A 16571-nucleotide genomic window follows, 5' to 3' on the forward strand; every position below is an offset into this window, starting at 1 on the left:
GTTTCGAACGAGCTGACTTCAAGAAGGAGTGGACTGTGGCACCGGGGTGCCGATCCACGTCGCCCCCCTGCCGCGTCCGAGTTTTTTCAACGAGCCGCGGCCAGCCTCGGCGTTCGACGTACGGAGATCAGCGTGGAGTCCAGGACACCATCCCGCCGCAACTTCCTCACCCTCTCCATGGGCCTCCCCCTCGGTGCCGCGTTGGCGGCCTGCGGCACGTCCGGTCCAGCCCCTTCCGGCGGCGGATCCGGTGGCGGTGCCGCCGGCGGCGACGGGGGCGGGGGCGGCGGCAAGGCCACCTACTGGTTCCTCCAGGGCCCGCCCGGAGAAGCCCCCCGCACCGCGGCGGTGGAGCGGTTCAACAAGGCCAACCCCAACGGCCAGATCGCGATCACCACGGTCCAGAACGACGCGTACAAGACGAAGATCAAGACGGCGATCGGCGCGGGCCAGGCGCCCACCATCATCTGGGGCTGGGGCGGCGGCGGTCTGCGCAGCTACGTGCAGGCCGGCCAGGTCGAGGACCTCACCTCGTGGTTCGACGAGAACGCCGCCGTCAAGGACCGGCTGTTCCCCGGCGCCTTCGGCGCCGCGACGATCGACGGCAAGATCTACGCGATGCCGTGCGAGACCGTGCAGCCGATCGTCCTGTTCTACAACAAGAAGGTCTTCGAGAAGGTCGGGGCGCAGCCGCCGCAGTCGTACGGCGACATCCTCGACCTGGTGAAGAAGTTCAACGACGCGGGGATCGCGCCGTTCTCCCTCGCCGGCCAGTCGCGCTGGACCAACATGATGTGGCTGGAGTTCCTCTTCGACCGCATCGGCGGCCCCGAGGTGTTCCAGGCCGTCTTCGACGGCGAGAAGGACGCCTGGAACAACCCCGCCTCCATCGAGGCCCTGACCAAGATGCAGGAGCTGATCAAGGCCAACGCCTTCATCAAGGGCTTCTCCTCCGTCACCGCCGACTCCAACGCCGACCAGGCGCTGCTCTACACCGGCAAGGCCGCGATGATGCTGCACGGCAGCTGGTCGTACGGCATCCAGCAGGAGCAGGGCGGCGACATCGTCTCCAGCGGCGGCCTCGGCTGGATGAACTTCCCCGGCGTCGACGGCGGCAAGGGCGACCCGAGCAACACCGTCGGGAACCCCGGCCAGTACCTGTCGATCTCCTCCAAGGCGACCCCCGAGCAGAAGGAGATCGCCAAGAAGTTCTTCGCCACCGGCGTGCTCGACGACGAAGAGCAGAAGCAGTGGGTCGAGACCGGCGGTGTGCCGATCGTCAAGGGCTCCGACAAGCTGTTCGCCGGCTCCAAGGACGCCGAGTTCCTGAACTTCATCTACGGCGTCGCCAGCAACGCCAAGGTCTTCGCCCAGTCGTGGGACCAGGCGCTCAGCCCGACCGCGGCCGAGGTGCTGCTCGACAACATCGCCAAGCTGTTCCAGCTGTCGATCTCGCCGCAGGACTTCGCCACGAACATGAACGCGGTCATCGGTAAGTAAGCATGGCTGCTATTTCCGCTCGAAGGACGTCGCCCGCCGCCGCTTCGCGCCGCGGCGGCGGCGTCCTGCCATGGTTGGCCGTGCCGGCCCTGGTGGCCTTCGCCGTCTTCGCGCTGATCCCACTGATAGGTGTGCTGCTGCTCAGCTTCACCTCCTGGGACACGCTGGGCGAGATCCAGCTGACCGGGTTCGACAGCTGGCGGCAGGTGCTCACCGACCCCGGCCTGCCGCACGCGCTGTGGGTGACGTTCCTGATCATGCTGCTCTCCTGGGGCTTCCAGACCCCCGCCAGCATCCTGATCGGCGTGTTCCTGGCGGGCCACCAGCGCTACCGCGAGCTGCTCGCAGTGCTGTACTTCATCCCGCTGCTGCTCAGCTCCGCGGCCATCGCGATCACCTTCAAGGCGCTGCTCGACCCGAACTTCGGCCTCGGCGCCGGGCTGGGCATCGACTTCCTCACCCAGGACTGGCTCGGCGAGCCCGGCCTGGCCTTCGGCGTCGTGATCTTCGTGGTGTCGTGGCAGTACATCCCGTTCCACTCGCTCCTCTACCAGGGCGGTGTGCGGCAGATTCCGCGTTCGCTCTATGAGGCCGCGGAGCTGGACGGCGCGGGGCGCGTCCGCATGTTCTTCAGCATCACGCTGCCGCAGCTCAAGTACACGATCATCACGTCCTCGACGCTGATGCTCGTCGGCTCCCTGACCTTCTTCGACCTGATCTTCGTGCTGACCGAGGGCGGTCCCGGCGACGCCACCCGCGCGCTCGCGCTTGACATGTACAAGCGCGGCTTCCAGGCCAACCTCATGGGCGCGGCCTGCGTGATCGGCGTCATCCTCGTCCTCGTGGGCCTCGGCCTGGCGCTGCTGCTACGCCGCATCGGCGGCCGCGACCCCTACGCCAGTCAGTTGGAAGGGGCCTGACCGTGACGGCGACCCACACATCGAGGGCGGCCAAGCGCCCCGCCACGTCCGGGGCGCACGGACGCCGTCCGGCGAAGAGCCGGCAGCGCCCGAACTGGCTGGGTGGGCTGGTGGGCTGGCTGTGGCTGGCCATCGTGATCATCCCGATCTACTGGATCGTGATCACCAGTCTGAAGACGCAGTCCAACTACTACCTGACCAACCCGTTCGCGCCGCCCAGCGATCCCACGCTGGACAACTACCGTCTCGTCATCGAGATGGACTTCCCGCTGTACTTCCTGAACAGCCTTCTCGTCGCCATCGGCACCGTGATCCCGTCGGTGCTGTTCTCGTTCATGGCGGCGTACGCGATCGTCCGCAGCAGTGGCGCCAGCCGCTTCCTGCGCGGCGTGAACTCGCTGTTCCTCATGGGCCTGGCGATCCCGCTGCAGGCGACGGTCATCCCCGTCTACCTGATCATCATCAAGCTGCACCTCTACGACTCTCTGACGGGTCTGGTGCTGCCGTCGGTCGCGTTCGCGATCCCGCTGTCGGTGCTGGTGCTGTCCAACTTCATCAGGGACGTGCCGAAGGAGCTGTTCGAGTCGATGCGGCTCGACGGCGCGACCGAGTGGAAGACCCTGTGGGGCCTGGCCTTCCCGCTCACGCGACCGGCCGTGGTGACGGTGTCGATCTACAACGCGCTGCAGGTCTGGAACGGGTTCCTGCTGCCGCTGATCCTCACCCAGAGCCCCGACAAGCGCACGCTGCCGCTGGCTCTGGCGGCGTTCCAGGGCGGCCCGTACGGCGTGAACGTGCCCGCCGTTCTGGCCTCCGTCGTGCTGACCATCCTGCCGATTCTGATCCTCTACACGGTCGGCCGCCGTCAGCTGCTCAGCGGCCTGACCGCCGGTTTCGGCAAGTAGCCGGGAGTCTCACGCTCCGCCGTACAGACGGCCCAGGTCGACGAGCTCCACGTCGGGCCGTCTGTCGGCGAGGCGGAGCAGCGCGGGGGAGAACCCCGAGCGCGCGAACAGGAGCAGCTTGGGAGTGCGCCGACCTTGCCGCTGGACAGCAGCCCGCGCAGGTGTTCCAGGCGCTCCAGCCGAGGCACGTCGACCGGTGCCTCCGTGCACGTGGCCTCCCCGATCGCAGACGCCCAGGAAGTAATGATGGGCGCGACTATCACAGGTGCAGCCATCATTCCGGGCCCCACCACTTCGGGTTCGGGTCTTGTACGGCCGTCTTTCCGGGGTTACGCTCGCGCCAAAACTATTAGGAAACTTTCCTAAGAGAGGAAAGGTCACGCGACCGGCCGTCGTGTCACCCGACGCCTTTTCGCGGACGCCGATCGGCACCCCGGAAGGACGGCATTGATGAGGAAACGGCTGCTCAGCGCGGTGTTGCTCGCGTTGGGCCTCTGTCTGGCAGGAGTCGGAGCCGGCCCGGCCCCCGCGTCGGCCGCGCCCCGCGCGGTGCTCGCGTACGCGGCCTGGGCGCCCAACACCTGGTACGCCGTGGGCGCACGCGTGACGTACGACGGCACCGACTACGAGTGCATCCAGGCGCACACGTCGCTGACCGGCTGGGAGCCGCCGATCGTCCCGGCGCTGTGGAAGCCGATCGGCGGCAGCGGCGGCGACACGACGGCCCCCAGTGTCCCGGGCGACCTGCGGGTGACCGGCACGACGTCGAGCAGCGTGTCGCTCGCGTGGAACGCCTCCACCGACAACGTCGGCGTGACCGGCTACCAGGTCTTCCGCGGCTCGCAGCTCGTCACCACCGTGACGGGGACGACGTACACCGACGGCGGCCTGGCCTCGGGCACGACGTACAGCTACACGGTCAGGGCGCGGGACGCGGCGGGCAACGTGTCGGCGGCGAGCGCCGCCGTCTCGGCCACGACCGGCGCGGGCACCGGCACGCCCGGTCAGCCCGGCGCCCCCTCGGTCACCGGCACCACCGGCACGTCGATCTCGCTGTCGTGGGGCGCGTCGAGCGGCGCCGTGACCGGCTACCGCGTCTACGAGGGCACACTCCAGCGGGCCCAGGTCACCGGCACCACCGCGACGATCGGCTCGCTCGGCGCCTGCACCACCCACACCTACACCGTCAGGGCGTACAACTCCGCGGGCGAGTCGGCGGCGAGCGCCGCCGTCACCGGCACGACCACCGGGTGCTCCTCGGGCGGGGCGCTGCCCCGGCACATCCTCACCGGCTACTGGCACAACTTCGTCAACCCCGCCGTCGAGCTCAAGCTGTCGCAGGTGCCGCGCGACTACGACGTCGTCGCGATCGCGTTCGGAGAGGCGACCACCACGCCGGGCCAGGTGACGTTCGCCCTCGACTCCGGCCTGGCCGCCGCCGTCGGCGGATACACCGAGGCCCAGTTCAAGGCCGACGTGCAGGCGCTCAGGCAGCGCGGCCAGAGGGTCATCCTCAGCATCGGCGGCGAGGCGGGCCGCGTGCAGGTGGCGAGCTCGTCCGCGGCCACGGCGTTCGCGAACTCGGTCTACTCGATCATGCAGAGCTACGGCTTCGACGGCGTCGACATCGACCTGGAGAACGGCCTCAACGCCACCTACATGGCCCAGGCGCTGCGCGACCTGCGGGCGAAGGCGGGCTCCGGGCTGATCATCATGATGGCCCCGCAGACCATCGACATGCAGTCGACCGGCATGGAGTATTTCAAGCTCGCCCTGAGCATCAAGGACATCCTCACCGTCGTCAACATGCAGTACTACAACTCCGGCACGATGCTCGGCTGCGACCAGAGGGTCTACGGCCAGGGGACGGTGGACTTCATGACCGCGCTGGCCTGCATCCAGCTGCAGAACGGCCTGCGCCCCGACCAGGTCGCGCTCGGCCTGCCGGCCGGTCCCGGCGCGGCGGGCGGCGGCGTCGTCTCCCCCGGCACGGTCACCAACGCCCTGAACTGCCTGGCGCGGCGCACCGGCTGCGGGTCGTTCGTCCCCGCGCAGGCCTACCCCGACATCAGGGGCGCGATGACCTGGTCGATCAACTGGGACGCCGCGAACAACTGGAACTTCTCCAGGACCGTCAAGCCGTTCCTTGCCACGCTCCCCTGAGCCCCTGAGCCCCTGAGCCCCTGAGCCCCTGAGCCCCTGAGCCCCCGAGCCCCCGAGCACCTGAGCCCCCGAGCACCTGAGCCGGGGAACCCCTGAACCACCGGACGCCCCGCACCCGGCGATGCGGGGCGTCCGGTCACAGAGCGACCGTACGGAACCCGGCGTTGGCCATCGAGGAGTCGGGAGTGTTCGACGAGCGCGCCGAGTTCCGGTAGCGGTTGCAGTAGGAGTCGTGGCACAGGAACGAGCCGCCGCGCAGCACCCGGGCCCTGCCGCGCAGCGGGCCGCGCGGGTTGTCCGAGGGCGAGTAGACGTAGTAGTCGGGCGCGTACCAGTCCGCGCACCACTCCCAGACGTTCCCCACCGTCTGCCACAGCCCGTACGCGTTGGGCGCGAACGCGCGCACCGGAGCGGTCGTCAGATAGCCGTCGTCCAGGGTGTTCTCCGTGGGGAAGACGCCCTGCCAGATGTTCACCCGCCACTCGTCCCGCGGCAGGTCGTTCCCCCACGGGTAGCGGGCGCCGTCGAGGCCGCCCCGGGAGGCGTACTCCCACTCGGCCTCCGTGGGCAGCCGCCGGCCCGCCCACGAGCAGTAGGCCATCGCGTCGTTCCAGCTCACGTGGACCACTGGGTGGTCGGGCTCGGCCTGCGACAACCGTCCGGCGGGGTGCCGCCAGTCGGCGCCGCGCACGCCCACCCACCATGGGGTGCCGGGCACCGGCCCCATCACGTCGTCGGGGTGAGCGCGCATCGCCAGATGGAAGACGGCGGAGAAGCCGTACTCCTCCGCCTCGGTGCGGTAGCCGGTCGCGTCGGCGAAGGCGGCGAAGTCCGCGACCGTCACGGTCGTGGCGTCGATCGAGAACGGCGCCACGGTGACCGCGTGGACGGGCCCCTCGCCGTCGCCGGGGTTGCCGTCGCCGGTGGCGTCGCCCATCCGGAACTCGCCGCCGGGCAGGCGCACCTGCTCGACCGCATGCCGTCCCTCCGCGGTGAAGCGCACCGGCTCCTGGGGCAGTCCCGGGGTGGCGGGCGTGCAGCAGGACATCAAATACCCTCGGGGACCGGCTGGCTGGGGTGCGGCTCGTCGCCGAGGGCCGCCTGGGCGTGCCACATGCGCACCTTCATCTCCTCGCGGATCTCCCGGTAGGCCGGGTCTTCGTAGACGTTGCGCAGCTCCTCCGGGTCGGCCTCCAGGTCGTACAGCTCCCACTCGCCCGGGTACGTGAACGCGCCCGTGCCGGGGATGCCCATGCCGTCGTTGTAGAAATAAATGATCTTGTAGCGGGACGTCCGGTAGCCGTAGTGGGCCGGCGCCTTGTGGAAGACGTCGTCGTGCTCCCAGTAGCGGTAGTACATGCCCTCCGCGGGCGGCGGGCCCGGCTCGCCGGTCAGGTCGGCGAGGAAGCTGCGGCCCTGCATCCGGGGGTGGTGCGGCACCCCGGCGGCGTCCAGCACGGTCTGCGCGAAGTCGACGTTCGTGACGATCCCGGTGTGCACCTGGCCGGCCGGGATGCGCCGCGGATAGCTCAGCACGAGCGGCATCCGCAGCGACTCCTCGTACATGAACCGCTTGTCGAACCAGCCGTGGTCGCCCAGGAAGAAGCCCTGGTCGGAGCAGTACATGAGCAGCGTGTCGTCGAAGTCGCCGCGCTCGCGCAGCCAGTCGACCACCCGGCCGACGTTGTCGTCCACCGACGCGACGACGGCCAGGTAGTCCTCCATGTAGCGCTGGTATTTCCACAGCGCCAGCTCCTCGTACGACAGCCCCTCCGGCGGGTCCTGCTTGAGGTCCTCGGCGTTGAGGTGCTCGGCGATCCGCATGGCGGCCCGCCGGGCCGACGACGAGCGTGTCGCGTAGTCGTCGTCGAACGTGGACGGAACGGGGATGGGGTCGGTGTACATCCCCGCGTGCTTGTCGTCGGGCTCCCACGGGCGGTGCGGCGCCTTGTGGTAGATCAGCAGGCAGTAGGGGTCGTCGCCGTCGAGCGAGTCGGCCCAGCTCAGCGCCATGTCGGTGATGAGGTCGGTGGCGTAGCCGGGGACGGTCCGCAGGCCGTCCTCCGACAGGAACGACGGGTCGAAATACTCCCCCTGCTCGATCAGCACGTCCCAGTAGTCGAACCCCTGGGGGTTGTGCCCCGGGCCGTCCCCCATGTGCCACTTGCCGACGATCGCCGTGCGATAGCCGGCCGCCTTCAACTGGCTCACGAACGTCGGCTGCGCCGCGTCGATCGGCGTGACCAGCGTCGAGACGCCGTTCACGTGCGAGTAGGTGCCGGTCAGGATGCTGGCCCGGCTCGGCGAGCACAGCGCGTTCGTCGCGAAGCAGTTGTCGAACCGGACGCCGAGGTCCGCGATCTCGTCGATCCGCGGCGTCCGGTTGACGACCGAGCCGTACGCGCTGACCGCGTGCGACGCGTGGTCGTCGGTCAGGATCATGACGATGTTCGGACGCCTGCTCATCGGTAGGTCGCCTCGTCAAGCCCGCTCAACGTGGGGTCGTAGGAAACGTCGCCGACGTCGTACATCGAGGTCATCCAGTGATAGAAGTTGTCGCCCCGGTCGCGCAGCACCTGGTAGAGCCGCCGCATCAGCCGTCCGCGCACCTCCGCCATCTCGGGGTGGTTGTAGACGTTGAGCAGCTCGTCCGGGTCGGTGAGCAGGTCGTACAGCTCGTTGGTGGAGTCGGGGTTGACGACCAGCTTGTAGCGGTCTGTCCTGATCATCCGCTGCGGGTACGGGAAGTGGTGCCCGTGGAACTCGCAGACGATGTCCTCCTCCCACGGCACCTCGCGGGTGGAGGCCAGCGGCACGAGGCTGCGCGAGTCGACCGCCGGGGCGGGGTCGATCCCGGCCAGCTCCAGGATCGTCGCCGTGCAGTCCAGCAGGCTGACGAACTCGGTGCGGACGACCCCGGGCTCCTGGCCGGGGATCCGCAGCAGGCCGGGCGTGCGGTAGATGTCCTCGTACATCGCCGGGCCCTTGTCGTGCAGCCGGTGGGCGCCGGTGAACTCGCCGTGGTCGCAGGTGAAGAACACGGCCGTGTCGTCGTCCAGGCCGAGGCGCCGCATGGCGTCCATGACCCGGCCGATCTCCATGTCGATGAGCGCGACGTAGCCCCAGTAGACCGCGATGAGCTTGCGCGTCACCTCAAGCGGCATGGTGTCGAACGTCCAGTGCGCGCTGTAGTTGGCCTGCACCGGCGGCTTGCCGGCGAAGGTCTCGGCGATCGACTTGGGCAACTCGACCAGCTCCGGGTCGAACATGTCGAAATACTCGTCCGGCACGATGTACGGCAGGTGCGGCCCGAAGAAGTTGAGCTGCAGGAAGAACGGCTTCGGCTCGGCGGCGTACCGCTCCAGCATCTCGATCGCCCGGGTGGCGAGGTAGTGCTCGAACGTCGCCTCGACCGGCTGGCGCAGCCGCGCGGCGAGCAGGTTGCCCGGCCCGCCGTTCGGCAGCGTGCCGCGGATGCGGTCGTGGATCTCGTACGGCGGCAGGTCGTTGGCCTTGAGATAGTCCAGGTAGTCGGGGTGGTCGACGGGGTTGTGCCACCCGGGCAGGTCGGGCCCGTCGAACCCGAAGTCGGCCGCCCGCCGGTGGTGCCCGACGTGCCACTTGCCGATGAGCCCGCAGTTGTATCCGGCGTCGCGCAGGGCCGTGGAGAACGTCCACTGGTCGCCGGGCAGGTCCTCGATGTAGCCGACGTTCCGCTCGTGGTTGGCGAGCAGCTTGTGCCGGAACGGCGCCTGCCCGGTGAGCAGGCTCGCCCGCGCCGGCGTGCAGATCGCGGTGGGGGTGTACCAGCGGTCGAATCGCGTCCCGGTCCGGGCCAGCTCGTCCAGCACCGGGGTGGCGGCGAGGCGGTTGCCGTACGCGCCCAGGGTGTCGGCCCGGTGCTGGTCGGTCATCAGGAACAGGACGTTCACCGGACGCGTCATTGGGCGGCGCCCGTGAACAGATCGCCGGTGTAGTACGTCTTCGGGTCGACGGCCGAGGGCAGCTTGCCCGCGCTGACGAAGTAGTCGCCCATCCCGCTGAGCCACTTGTCGATCGTCCCGTCCTTGGTGTAGCCGTCGAGGTCGGACAGCGACAGCACCTTCGAGTTCGCGGCGTCGGCCTTGACCTGGTCGGCGGGCAGCTTCAGCATCTCGGCGGTCGCGGCCACGGTCTCGTCGAGGTGCTCGCTGCGATATTGGATGGCGTCGCGCAGCACGCCGATGACCTTCTCGGTCTTGTCCTTCTCCTTGGCGACGACGTCGTTGCCGGCGACGAACGCGGTCGGGAACGACACGGTGTCGGCGAAGTCCTCGTTCTTGGCCAGCTCGACCAGGTCGGGCACGGTCTTCTTGATCGTGGAGATGGCCGGATACCAGAAGCCTGCCGCGTCGATCTGCTTGGAGGTGAACGCCGACACGATCGTGGACGCGTCCATCGGGACGATCTTGACGTCGTCCTTGGTCATCCCGGCCTTCTTCAGCGCGAGGGTGAGGATCATGTCGCCGGAGGTGCCCTCGGGCACGCCGATCGTCTTGCCCTTCAGCTGGTCCATCGACGTGATGCCGGCCTGGGCGATGACGCGGTCGGCGTTGCCGAGCGTGTTCAGCGCGACGACCTTGGCCTTGCCGGACGCGGGGAGCCACATGGCGCCGGGGCCGATGTAGCCGAAGTCGAGGTCGCCGGTGCCCAGCGCCTGGATCTGCAGCGGGCCGTTGGTGAACACGCTGACCTTGGGATCGAGGCCGTGCTTCTTCCACAGGCCCTGCTTGTCGGCGACGGCGAGCAGGCTCGCGCCGTTGAAGTCGGCGATGTAGCCGAAGTTCACGTGGGTGGCGCCGTCCGCACCGCCCGACCCGGCGGAGTCCGACCCGCAGGCCGCCGCCGACAGTGCCATGACGACCGCCGCGGCGGCCAGGAGGGTCTTCTTCATTTCGCGGGCTCCTTGATCTGCCGCTGGTGGTACACCGCATGCCAGACGCGGTTGCGCAGCGCCCCGAACTCGGGGCTCAGCCGCATGTCCTCGTCGCGCGGATAGGGAAGATCGACGTCGATGATCTCGGCGATGCGGCCCGGCCTGGCGGCCATGACGACCACCCGGTTGGCGAGGAACACCGCCTCGTCGACGTCGTGGGTGATGAACATGACCGTCCGCCGCTCCTTGCTCCAGGTCTCCAGGAGCTGCTCCTGGAGCCGCACCCGGGTCAGCGCGTCCAGGGCGCCGAAGGGCTCGTCCATGAGCAGGATCGACGGGTTCACCGCGTACGCGCGGGCGATCGCGCAGCGCTGCTTCATGCCGCCGGACAGCGTCTTGGGCAGCGCGTCGGCGAACTGCTCCAGGCCGACCAGGCGGATGAAGTGCTCGGCCCGCTCGCGCCGCTCCGCCTTGGGGACCTTGGCGGTGCGCATGCCGAACTCGACGTTCTCGCGGACGGTCAGCCACGGGAACAACGCGTACTGCTGGAAGATGACGCCGCGCTCGGGGCCGGGGCCGGTGACCGGCTTCCCGTCCACCAGCGCGGCGCCGCCGGTGGGCTGCTCCAGCCCGGCGAGGATGTTGAGCAGCGTGCTCTTGCCGCAGCCGGAGGGGCCCACGACGGTCACGAACTCGTTGTCGGCGATGTCCAGCGAGACGCCGCCGAGCGCGACGAACGGCTCCTTCCCCACCGGGAAGACCTTCTGCACGTCGCGTACGGAAATCTTGGGAGTGCTCATCGGTTCTCCTGCCAGGCCGTCAGCTTGTTGCCGGCGATCATGAGCAGCCGGTCCATGATCAGGCCGAGGACCCCGATCGCGATGATGCCGACGAAGATCGTCGGAAGGTCGTAGTAGAGCTGCGCGCTCTGCATCCGGTGGCCGAGCCCGGCCTGCGCGGCCAGGAGCTCGGCGGCCACCAGCGTGCCCCAGGCCGAGCCGAGCCCGACCCGCATGCCCACGAGGATGAACGGCGTCGAGGCCGGCACCACGACGCGGCGGAAGATGGTCCCGTCGCCCGCGCCGAGCACCCGCGCGGCGTTGATCAGCGTCTTGTCCACGTTGACCACGCCCTGATAGGTGGAGATGACGCAGGACAGGAACGCCGCCAGGAAGATGACGAAGATCTTCGGGCTCTCGCCGATGCCCATCAGCACGAGCACCAGCGGCAGCATCGCCAGCGGCGGGATCGTGCGGAAGAACTGGATCCACGGCTCGAACAGGCCGCGGGCCACCGTGTACCACCCCATGACGAAGCCGACGATCACCGCCGCGACCGAGCCGAGGGCGAACCCCGCGAGCACGCGCCCGAGCGAGGCGCCGACGTCGGTGGCGAGCGTGCCGTCCTGGATCATCTTCCAGGCGGCAGAGACGACCTCGGCGGGAGTGGGGAACTGGAGCCCGGCCAGGGACAGCCCCCACCAGATCGCGATCCCGGCCACGATCGAGATGATGTTGAGGACCAGGAAGGTCCGGTTCTTGCGCGGCCGGGCGGGGGCGTTGCCGTCCCTCGTGGCGCCCGCACTGGTCACGGCCACTATCGGCCTCCGTCCGTCGTGACGTTCGCTTCGTATCCGGCGAGCAGCGGCGACTCGTGGAACAGGGCGGCGATGGCCCCGCGCGCCCCTCCGTCGTCCGAGAGCAGGGCGGGGCGGATCACCGGCGCCGCGTCGGTGCGCCACGACAGCTCGTAGGTGACCGTGTCGGCGACCTGGCGCAGCAGGGCCGGAGCGACCCGGATGATCTCGCCGCCGAGCACGATCTCGTCGGGGTTGAGTGTCATGGCCGCCGTGCCGAGCACCCGGCCGACCGCCGTGCCGGCCTCGCGGAGCACCTGGTCGACGGTCGGATGGGCGATCTCGACCGCGGCCTTCAGGTCGTCGAGCGTGTCGACGGGCACGCCCAGCTCGCGGCACCGCCCGAGGATCGCCGGCACCGACGCCACGGTCTCCACGCATCCGTTCTTGCCGCACCGGCACCGCGCGCCGCCGGGGACCGCGGTCACGTGGCCGAGCTCCCCCGCGTAGCCGTTGGCGCCCTTGACGAGCTGCCCGCCCACCACCAGGCCGCCACCGACGCCGTCCGAAAGGCGCAGGTAGATGAGGTCGCGTACGGAGTCGGACTGGGCGTGCAGTGCCTCGGCCAGCCCGGCGAAGCGCACGTTGTTGTCCACGATCACACCGGCGTGGAAGCGGGTGGCGAACACCTCCGCCACACCGTCGGCGCGCGAGCGGTCGCCCCAGCCCGGCACGCCGACGGCGATCGCCTGAAGCGCGCCGTAGTGGACGCCGGTGTCGGCGCTCAGCCGGTCGATCAGCGCGAGCCCGGCGTCGAGGCGCTCGGGCCACTGCGCCGACTCCTCATAGCGGGCGGTCCCGGACGCGATGATGTCGTGCGCGGCATCGGCCACCAGGACGTTCACGCGGCGGTGGCCGAAGTCGACGCCCATGTACTGCCCGGAGGCCGGGTCGAGCGCGAGCCGCTCGGCCGGCCGGCCGCTGCCGACCCGCTCCACGGCGTCGGTGTCGACGACGCGGATGGCCCCGCGGCCGAGGAGATCGCTGGTGATCTCGGAGACCGTGGTGCGCGACAGGCCGACCCGGGCCGCGATCTCGTTGCGGCTCTGTGCGCCGTTCTGGCGGAGCACGCGCAGCACCCGCTCCTCATGGGAGCGGCGCACGAGGGCATGCACGCCGTTGGGGGTCGGTGACACGCTGGAAACCTAAGGTTCGCCCGTTTTTTACGTCAACCATCCGACAAAAAGAATCGGTAAATCTGCCCGATGCCTGACGAAACCCTCTGACCAGCACGGACACCTCCCCGACACACACACCAAGGCATCCTGCCGCATCCGCCTGAAGCTCCTGAGGCCGCTGGGACACGGGATTACCACCTGACGTACGCGCTCTCCAGGGGCGGCGTCGGGCTCGCGACCGGCCCGCACCCGACCGGGCCCTGGACCGACCACGGCATGATCGTCCCCGCGGGCGGCAGCGGCTGCCCGACGGGCAACATCGACCAGGCCATGTTCACCGACGTCAACGGCGACAACTACCTCTACTGGGGCAGCTACGACACCATCTGCGGCGCGAAGATGAACGCCGAGGCGACCGCGGTCACCGGCCCGGTCACGCAGATCGCCCGCGGACGCCGCATGGAGGGCGGCTTCGTCGTCCGGCACGACGACAGGTACTACCTGTTCTACTCCGACGCCGGGTGCTGCGACGGGGCGTTCAGCGGCTACACGGTCAAGGTCGGCCGCGCCGACAGCCCCCTCGGGCCGTTCACCACCCCGACCGGTGTCGACCTCATGGACCTGACCAGCAAGGACGGCATCGTCCTCGCGGCCAGCGGCAACGGCTGGGTCGGCCCGGGCCACAACGCCGTCCAGACCGACCTCAGCGGGCAGGACTGGCTCGTCTACCACGCGATTCCCTCGTCGGCCCCCGAGTTCGGGCCGGTCACGACGACCTGGGGCACGACGATCAGCAACCTGAGCCGGCGTCCCCTCATGATCGACCGGCTCGACTGGATCGACGGCTGGCCGGTCGTACGGGCCGGGGCCGGGCCGTCCACCGGGGCGCAGCCTGCGCCGGTCACCACCTGGACCGTGGGCGGCACGTTCAACGAGGGCAAGGCCGGGTGGACCGGGCCGTGGAAGCTCGCCTCCGATCCCGACTCGCTCGGCCACCTCACCGGCAAGGGCTCGACCAGCGAGCTCAGCGACGACCTGGTCCGGGGCGACGTCCGTGTGGAGGCCGACCTGCGGCTGCGCGAGAGCGGCACCGCCGCCGGGCTGATCATCACCCGCGAGAACGGCGCGAAGGACATCACCGCGTGGCTCGACCGCGAGCGCGGCGAGCTCGTCGTCACGGCCAAGGTGCACGGCAGAACGACGACGGCGCGCAGCCCGCGGACGCCCCCGCGTCCGGCGCCATCGGGGTGACCACCCGAGGTCCGGCCGACGCCGACAACGTGGGCGCCGCGCCGCTCTACCGGCCGGTGACCGAGCGGGTGCCCGACCCCGTCCTCGGCAGGCGGCTTCCGGCGTACTCCGACGAGTTCGACGGCACCGGCTCGCCCACCGGCTGGACGAAGGTCCGCAACCCGTCGGCCACCCTGTCGAACGGCTCCCTCGTCTGGCCGACCCAGAACGCCGAGCTGTTCCAGGGCGACAACACCGCGTCGATCCTGCTCCGCGACGCGCCGCAGGGCGACTTCGCCGTCGAGACGAAGCTCACCTTCGACGGCACGAAGGGCAACCAGCAGGCCGGTCTGCTGCTGTACGAGAACGACGACCGGTGGCTGAAGCTGACGCACACGGTCCTGCCCCTCAACCAGGGCAACGGGGCGGTGCTGCACCAGACCGAGTTCGGCAAGGAGGGCCCGCGCCCCGGCACCACCCCGCCCACCGCCGTCGCCAACGCGCCGATGTTCGGCGGCCCGGCCGCGCAGACCACCTGGCTGCGACTGCTCTACCACTACGACCAGGAGAACGGCGAGCACGACGTCAGGATGGCGTCGAGCACCGACGGCACCCACTGGATCTGGGGCGGCACCTGGTCGCTCCCGCGCACCGGGCCGGTGCGGATCGGCCTGATCTCGATGAACGCGGCGGGCGCCACCGCGACGTTCGACTACCTGCGGACCTACGAGGTGACCAGCCGATAACCGGCGACCGGCCGCCCCTTCACCCGAGGGGCGGCCGTTCCATGCCCGGGGAATGATCCGCTGCGAATTCCGCCGGAGCCGGGACGCGGGCACGCGAGCGGGGTAGGAGGCACGTCGATGCCGATCATCCACACCCGCACGCGATCCCCTGGCGCCCTTCGCCGACGGCCCGCGCCGGCCCCGGCCCTGGCGCTCGCCCTCGCGCTCGCCCTCGCGCCGGCTCTCACTCTGGTCGCACCGCTGGACGCGTACGCCTCGGGCGGCGACGGCAACGGGAACCGCTCGGCCGTACGCGTGGGCAACGGCTCGGAAAACCGCAACCTGGTGACGATCGGCAGCACCCGCCTGCGCGGCGTCCTCCACCAGTTCTCGTCGGGCGTGGGCGGGGTCAGCAGCGTGCAGGGCGGCCTGTGCCGGCCGCGCGGCCGGTTCTGCACGCTGTCGCAGCACATCAAGTCCCGCGGCCCGGCGGGCGACGAGTCCGAAGGCGGGCGGTGAGCCGCTGATGCGCGGCGGTCTCGCCCTGGTGGCGGCCACGGTGATGACGGCGGCGCTGGCCGCGCACGCGACGGTCGCGCACGCCGCCACCCAGACGGCAGGGAGCGGCGACCGCAACGGCAACACCGCCGGCGTCCGCGTCGGCAACGGGATCCGAAACGTCAGCCAGCTGACGGTGGGCAGCGCGCGGAACGGGTCCGGCATCCAGCACAGGACGATCGGCGTCGGCGGCGTGGCGAACGGGCAGAGCATCATCTGCCGCCGGGGAGCGCGCCTCTGCAAGCTGACCCAGCGACTGCGGGGATCGCTCCAAGAGAGCTAGGTCGGAAGATCCTTACGTTGGGGGGTCCTAATCCTCCTTCAGTGACCGTGACGGGCGCGTGCGTGCGGGGTAGATGCCCGGCAGATCCACACACGGACGGATCTGTTCGACGGTCACCGGGGGAAGGCACAGGAGAACATGGCTCGTCACAGGGCTCATCTCAGGGCTCACGACACGAGACGGCACGCGCTCACCAGCTCCGCGGCGCGGCTGCTGGCGCTGACCGCGCTCGCGGTCGCAGGCGCGGGCGTCGCGCTCTCTCCGCTGCTCTCCCCCGCCGACGCGGCGACCCTCCGGGGGCGGGGCGGCGGTGGCGGCGGGAACGGCGCCGATTCGCGGTACGTGTTCAACAACGGCCAGAACAACCTGAACTCCCTGCTCGTCGGCGACGCGTGGAACGCGGCGGGCACTCAGCAGATCGTCTCCGGCGTGGACGCGTCGGTGAACACCCAGGCGTCCAACTGCAGGCGCAGGCCCGGCTGCAAGGGCGCCCAGAACCTGCGGGGCCACATGCGGAGCTCCCCCAGGACGAGCGGCACGGTGATCATCGGACGCTGACACCTCGGGGCCGACACAGCATCGGGGGCCGACACAGCATCGGAGGCCGACACAGCATCG

At 69.9% G+C, this 16571-nt stretch carries 16 protein-coding genes; 9 read left to right on the top strand and 7 right to left on the bottom strand.

The genetic code is table 11. The annotated features are described in order from the left end of the window. Window positions 1-132: 132 nt before the first annotated feature. From OHB01_RS09020 to OHB01_RS09035, 4 genes are all read left to right on the top strand, one after another. Window positions 133-1500 carry an extracellular solute-binding protein gene (locus tag OHB01_RS09020; protein WP_312845780.1) on the top strand — a complete coding sequence of 456 codons (1368 nt, stop codon included), beginning with the start codon at window positions 133-135 and terminating at the stop codon, window positions 1498-1500. Between the two features lie 80 nt (window positions 1501-1580). Continuing rightward, complete coding sequence (locus OHB01_RS09025; protein WP_260617465.1) at window positions 1581-2420, top strand: carbohydrate ABC transporter permease; 840 nt, start codon at window positions 1581-1583, stop codon at window positions 2418-2420. 2 nt (window positions 2421-2422) lie between these two features. Continuing rightward, a complete protein-coding gene (locus tag OHB01_RS09030; protein WP_142650834.1) occupies window positions 2423-3325 on the top strand; it encodes a carbohydrate ABC transporter permease in 903 nt (300 codons plus the stop codon). Between the two features lie 450 nt (window positions 3326-3775). After that, the gene (locus tag OHB01_RS09035; protein ID WP_328855209.1) at window positions 3776-5488 is read left to right on the top strand and encodes a fibronectin type III domain-containing protein; all 1713 of its coding nucleotides are present in this window, start codon (window positions 3776-3778) and stop codon (window positions 5486-5488) included. 136 nt (window positions 5489-5624) lie between these two features. Here OHB01_RS09035 and OHB01_RS09040 read toward each other — a convergent pair whose 3' ends face one another. Genes OHB01_RS09040 through OHB01_RS09070 form a run of 7 tightly spaced genes read right to left on the bottom strand, consistent with a single transcriptional unit; the run spans window position 5625 to window position 13175 of the window. Next, window positions 5625-6536 (bottom strand): formylglycine-generating enzyme family protein, encoded by a 912-nt coding sequence (locus tag OHB01_RS09040; RefSeq protein WP_185949066.1) that lies wholly within the window; start codon window positions 6534-6536, stop codon window positions 5625-5627. Continuing rightward, complete coding sequence (locus tag OHB01_RS09045; protein ID WP_328855210.1) at window positions 6536-7954, bottom strand: sulfatase; 1419 nt, start codon at window positions 7952-7954, stop codon at window positions 6536-6538. The genes OHB01_RS09040 and OHB01_RS09045 overlap by 1 nt, the downstream gene beginning before the upstream one ends. Then, window positions 7951-9420, bottom strand: a complete 1470-nt coding sequence (locus OHB01_RS09050) for a sulfatase-like hydrolase/transferase (RefSeq protein ID WP_260617467.1) — start codon at window positions 9418-9420, stop codon at window positions 7951-7953. Before OHB01_RS09050 ends, OHB01_RS09045 begins: the two co-directional genes overlap by 4 nt. Before the next feature lie 8 nt (window positions 9421-9428). Then, window positions 9429-10421, bottom strand: a complete 993-nt coding sequence (locus tag OHB01_RS09055; protein ID WP_142650843.1) for an aliphatic sulfonate ABC transporter substrate-binding protein — start codon at window positions 10419-10421, stop codon at window positions 9429-9431. Continuing rightward, window positions 10418-11203: an ABC transporter ATP-binding protein gene (locus tag OHB01_RS09060; RefSeq protein ID WP_142650845.1), complete on the bottom strand. Its 786-nt coding sequence runs from the start codon at window positions 11201-11203 to the stop codon at window positions 10418-10420. The genes OHB01_RS09055 and OHB01_RS09060 overlap by 4 nt, the downstream gene beginning before the upstream one ends. Next, window positions 11200-12000, bottom strand: coding sequence for an ABC transporter permease (locus tag OHB01_RS09065; protein ID WP_222709568.1), 801 nt, complete (start codon window positions 11998-12000; stop codon window positions 11200-11202). Before OHB01_RS09065 ends, OHB01_RS09060 begins: the two co-directional genes overlap by 4 nt. Then, the gene (locus tag OHB01_RS09070; protein ID WP_205830915.1) at window positions 12000-13175 is read right to left on the bottom strand and encodes an ROK family transcriptional regulator; all 1176 of its coding nucleotides are present in this window, start codon (window positions 13173-13175) and stop codon (window positions 12000-12002) included. The genes OHB01_RS09065 and OHB01_RS09070 overlap by 1 nt, the downstream gene beginning before the upstream one ends. Before the next feature lie 180 nt (window positions 13176-13355). Between OHB01_RS09070 and OHB01_RS09075 the strand changes: the two genes are divergently transcribed. From OHB01_RS09075 to OHB01_RS09095, 5 genes are all read left to right on the top strand, one after another. Beyond that, window positions 13356-14408: a family 43 glycosylhydrolase gene (locus OHB01_RS09075; RefSeq protein ID WP_328855836.1), complete on the top strand. Its 1053-nt coding sequence runs from the start codon at window positions 13356-13358 to the stop codon at window positions 14406-14408. Continuing rightward, the gene (locus OHB01_RS09080) at window positions 14405-15133 is read left to right on the top strand and encodes a hypothetical protein (protein WP_328855211.1); all 729 of its coding nucleotides are present in this window, start codon (window positions 14405-14407) and stop codon (window positions 15131-15133) included. Before OHB01_RS09075 ends, OHB01_RS09080 begins: the two co-directional genes overlap by 4 nt. A 117-nt stretch (window positions 15134-15250) precedes the next feature. Then, window positions 15251-15631, top strand: coding sequence for a hypothetical protein (locus OHB01_RS09085; RefSeq protein ID WP_142650847.1), 381 nt, complete (start codon window positions 15251-15253; stop codon window positions 15629-15631). A gap of 7 nt (window positions 15632-15638) precedes the next feature. After that, window positions 15639-15953, top strand: coding sequence for a hypothetical protein (locus OHB01_RS09090; RefSeq protein WP_142650848.1), 315 nt, complete (start codon window positions 15639-15641; stop codon window positions 15951-15953). A gap of 138 nt (window positions 15954-16091) precedes the next feature. Further along, window positions 16092-16511: a hypothetical protein gene (locus tag OHB01_RS09095; RefSeq protein WP_142650849.1), complete on the top strand. Its 420-nt coding sequence runs from the start codon at window positions 16092-16094 to the stop codon at window positions 16509-16511. Window positions 16512-16571: the final 60 nt, after the last annotated feature.

It is taken from the genome of Microbispora hainanensis, assembly GCF_036186745.1.
In the GTDB taxonomy this organism is placed as follows: Bacteria; Actinomycetota; Actinomycetes; order Streptosporangiales; family Streptosporangiaceae; genus Microbispora.

What these genes read in the sequence shown, in the direction of transcription:
- OHB01_RS09055 (WP_142650843.1), bottom strand. Translation starts at nt 10,421, where the DNA reads ATGAAGAAGACCCTCCTGGCCGCCGCGGCGGTCGTCATGGCACTGTCG.
- OHB01_RS09045 (WP_328855210.1), bottom strand. Translation starts at nt 7,954, where the DNA reads ATGAGCAGGCGTCCGAACATCGTCATGATCCTGACCGACGACCACGCG.
- OHB01_RS09095 (WP_142650849.1), top strand. Translation starts at nt 16,092, where the DNA reads ATGGCTCGTCACAGGGCTCATCTCAGGGCTCACGACACGAGACGGCAC.
- OHB01_RS09085 (WP_142650847.1), top strand. Translation starts at nt 15,251, where the DNA reads ATGCCGATCATCCACACCCGCACGCGATCCCCTGGCGCCCTTCGCCGA.
- OHB01_RS09035 (WP_328855209.1), top strand. Translation starts at nt 3,776, where the DNA reads ATGAGGAAACGGCTGCTCAGCGCGGTGTTGCTCGCGTTGGGCCTCTGT.
- OHB01_RS09060 (WP_142650845.1), bottom strand. Translation starts at nt 11,203, where the DNA reads ATGAGCACTCCCAAGATTTCCGTACGCGACGTGCAGAAGGTCTTCCCG.
- OHB01_RS09040 (WP_185949066.1), bottom strand. Translation starts at nt 6,536, where the DNA reads ATGTCCTGCTGCACGCCCGCCACCCCGGGACTGCCCCAGGAGCCGGTG.
- OHB01_RS09090 (WP_142650848.1), top strand. Translation starts at nt 15,639, where the DNA reads ATGCGCGGCGGTCTCGCCCTGGTGGCGGCCACGGTGATGACGGCGGCG.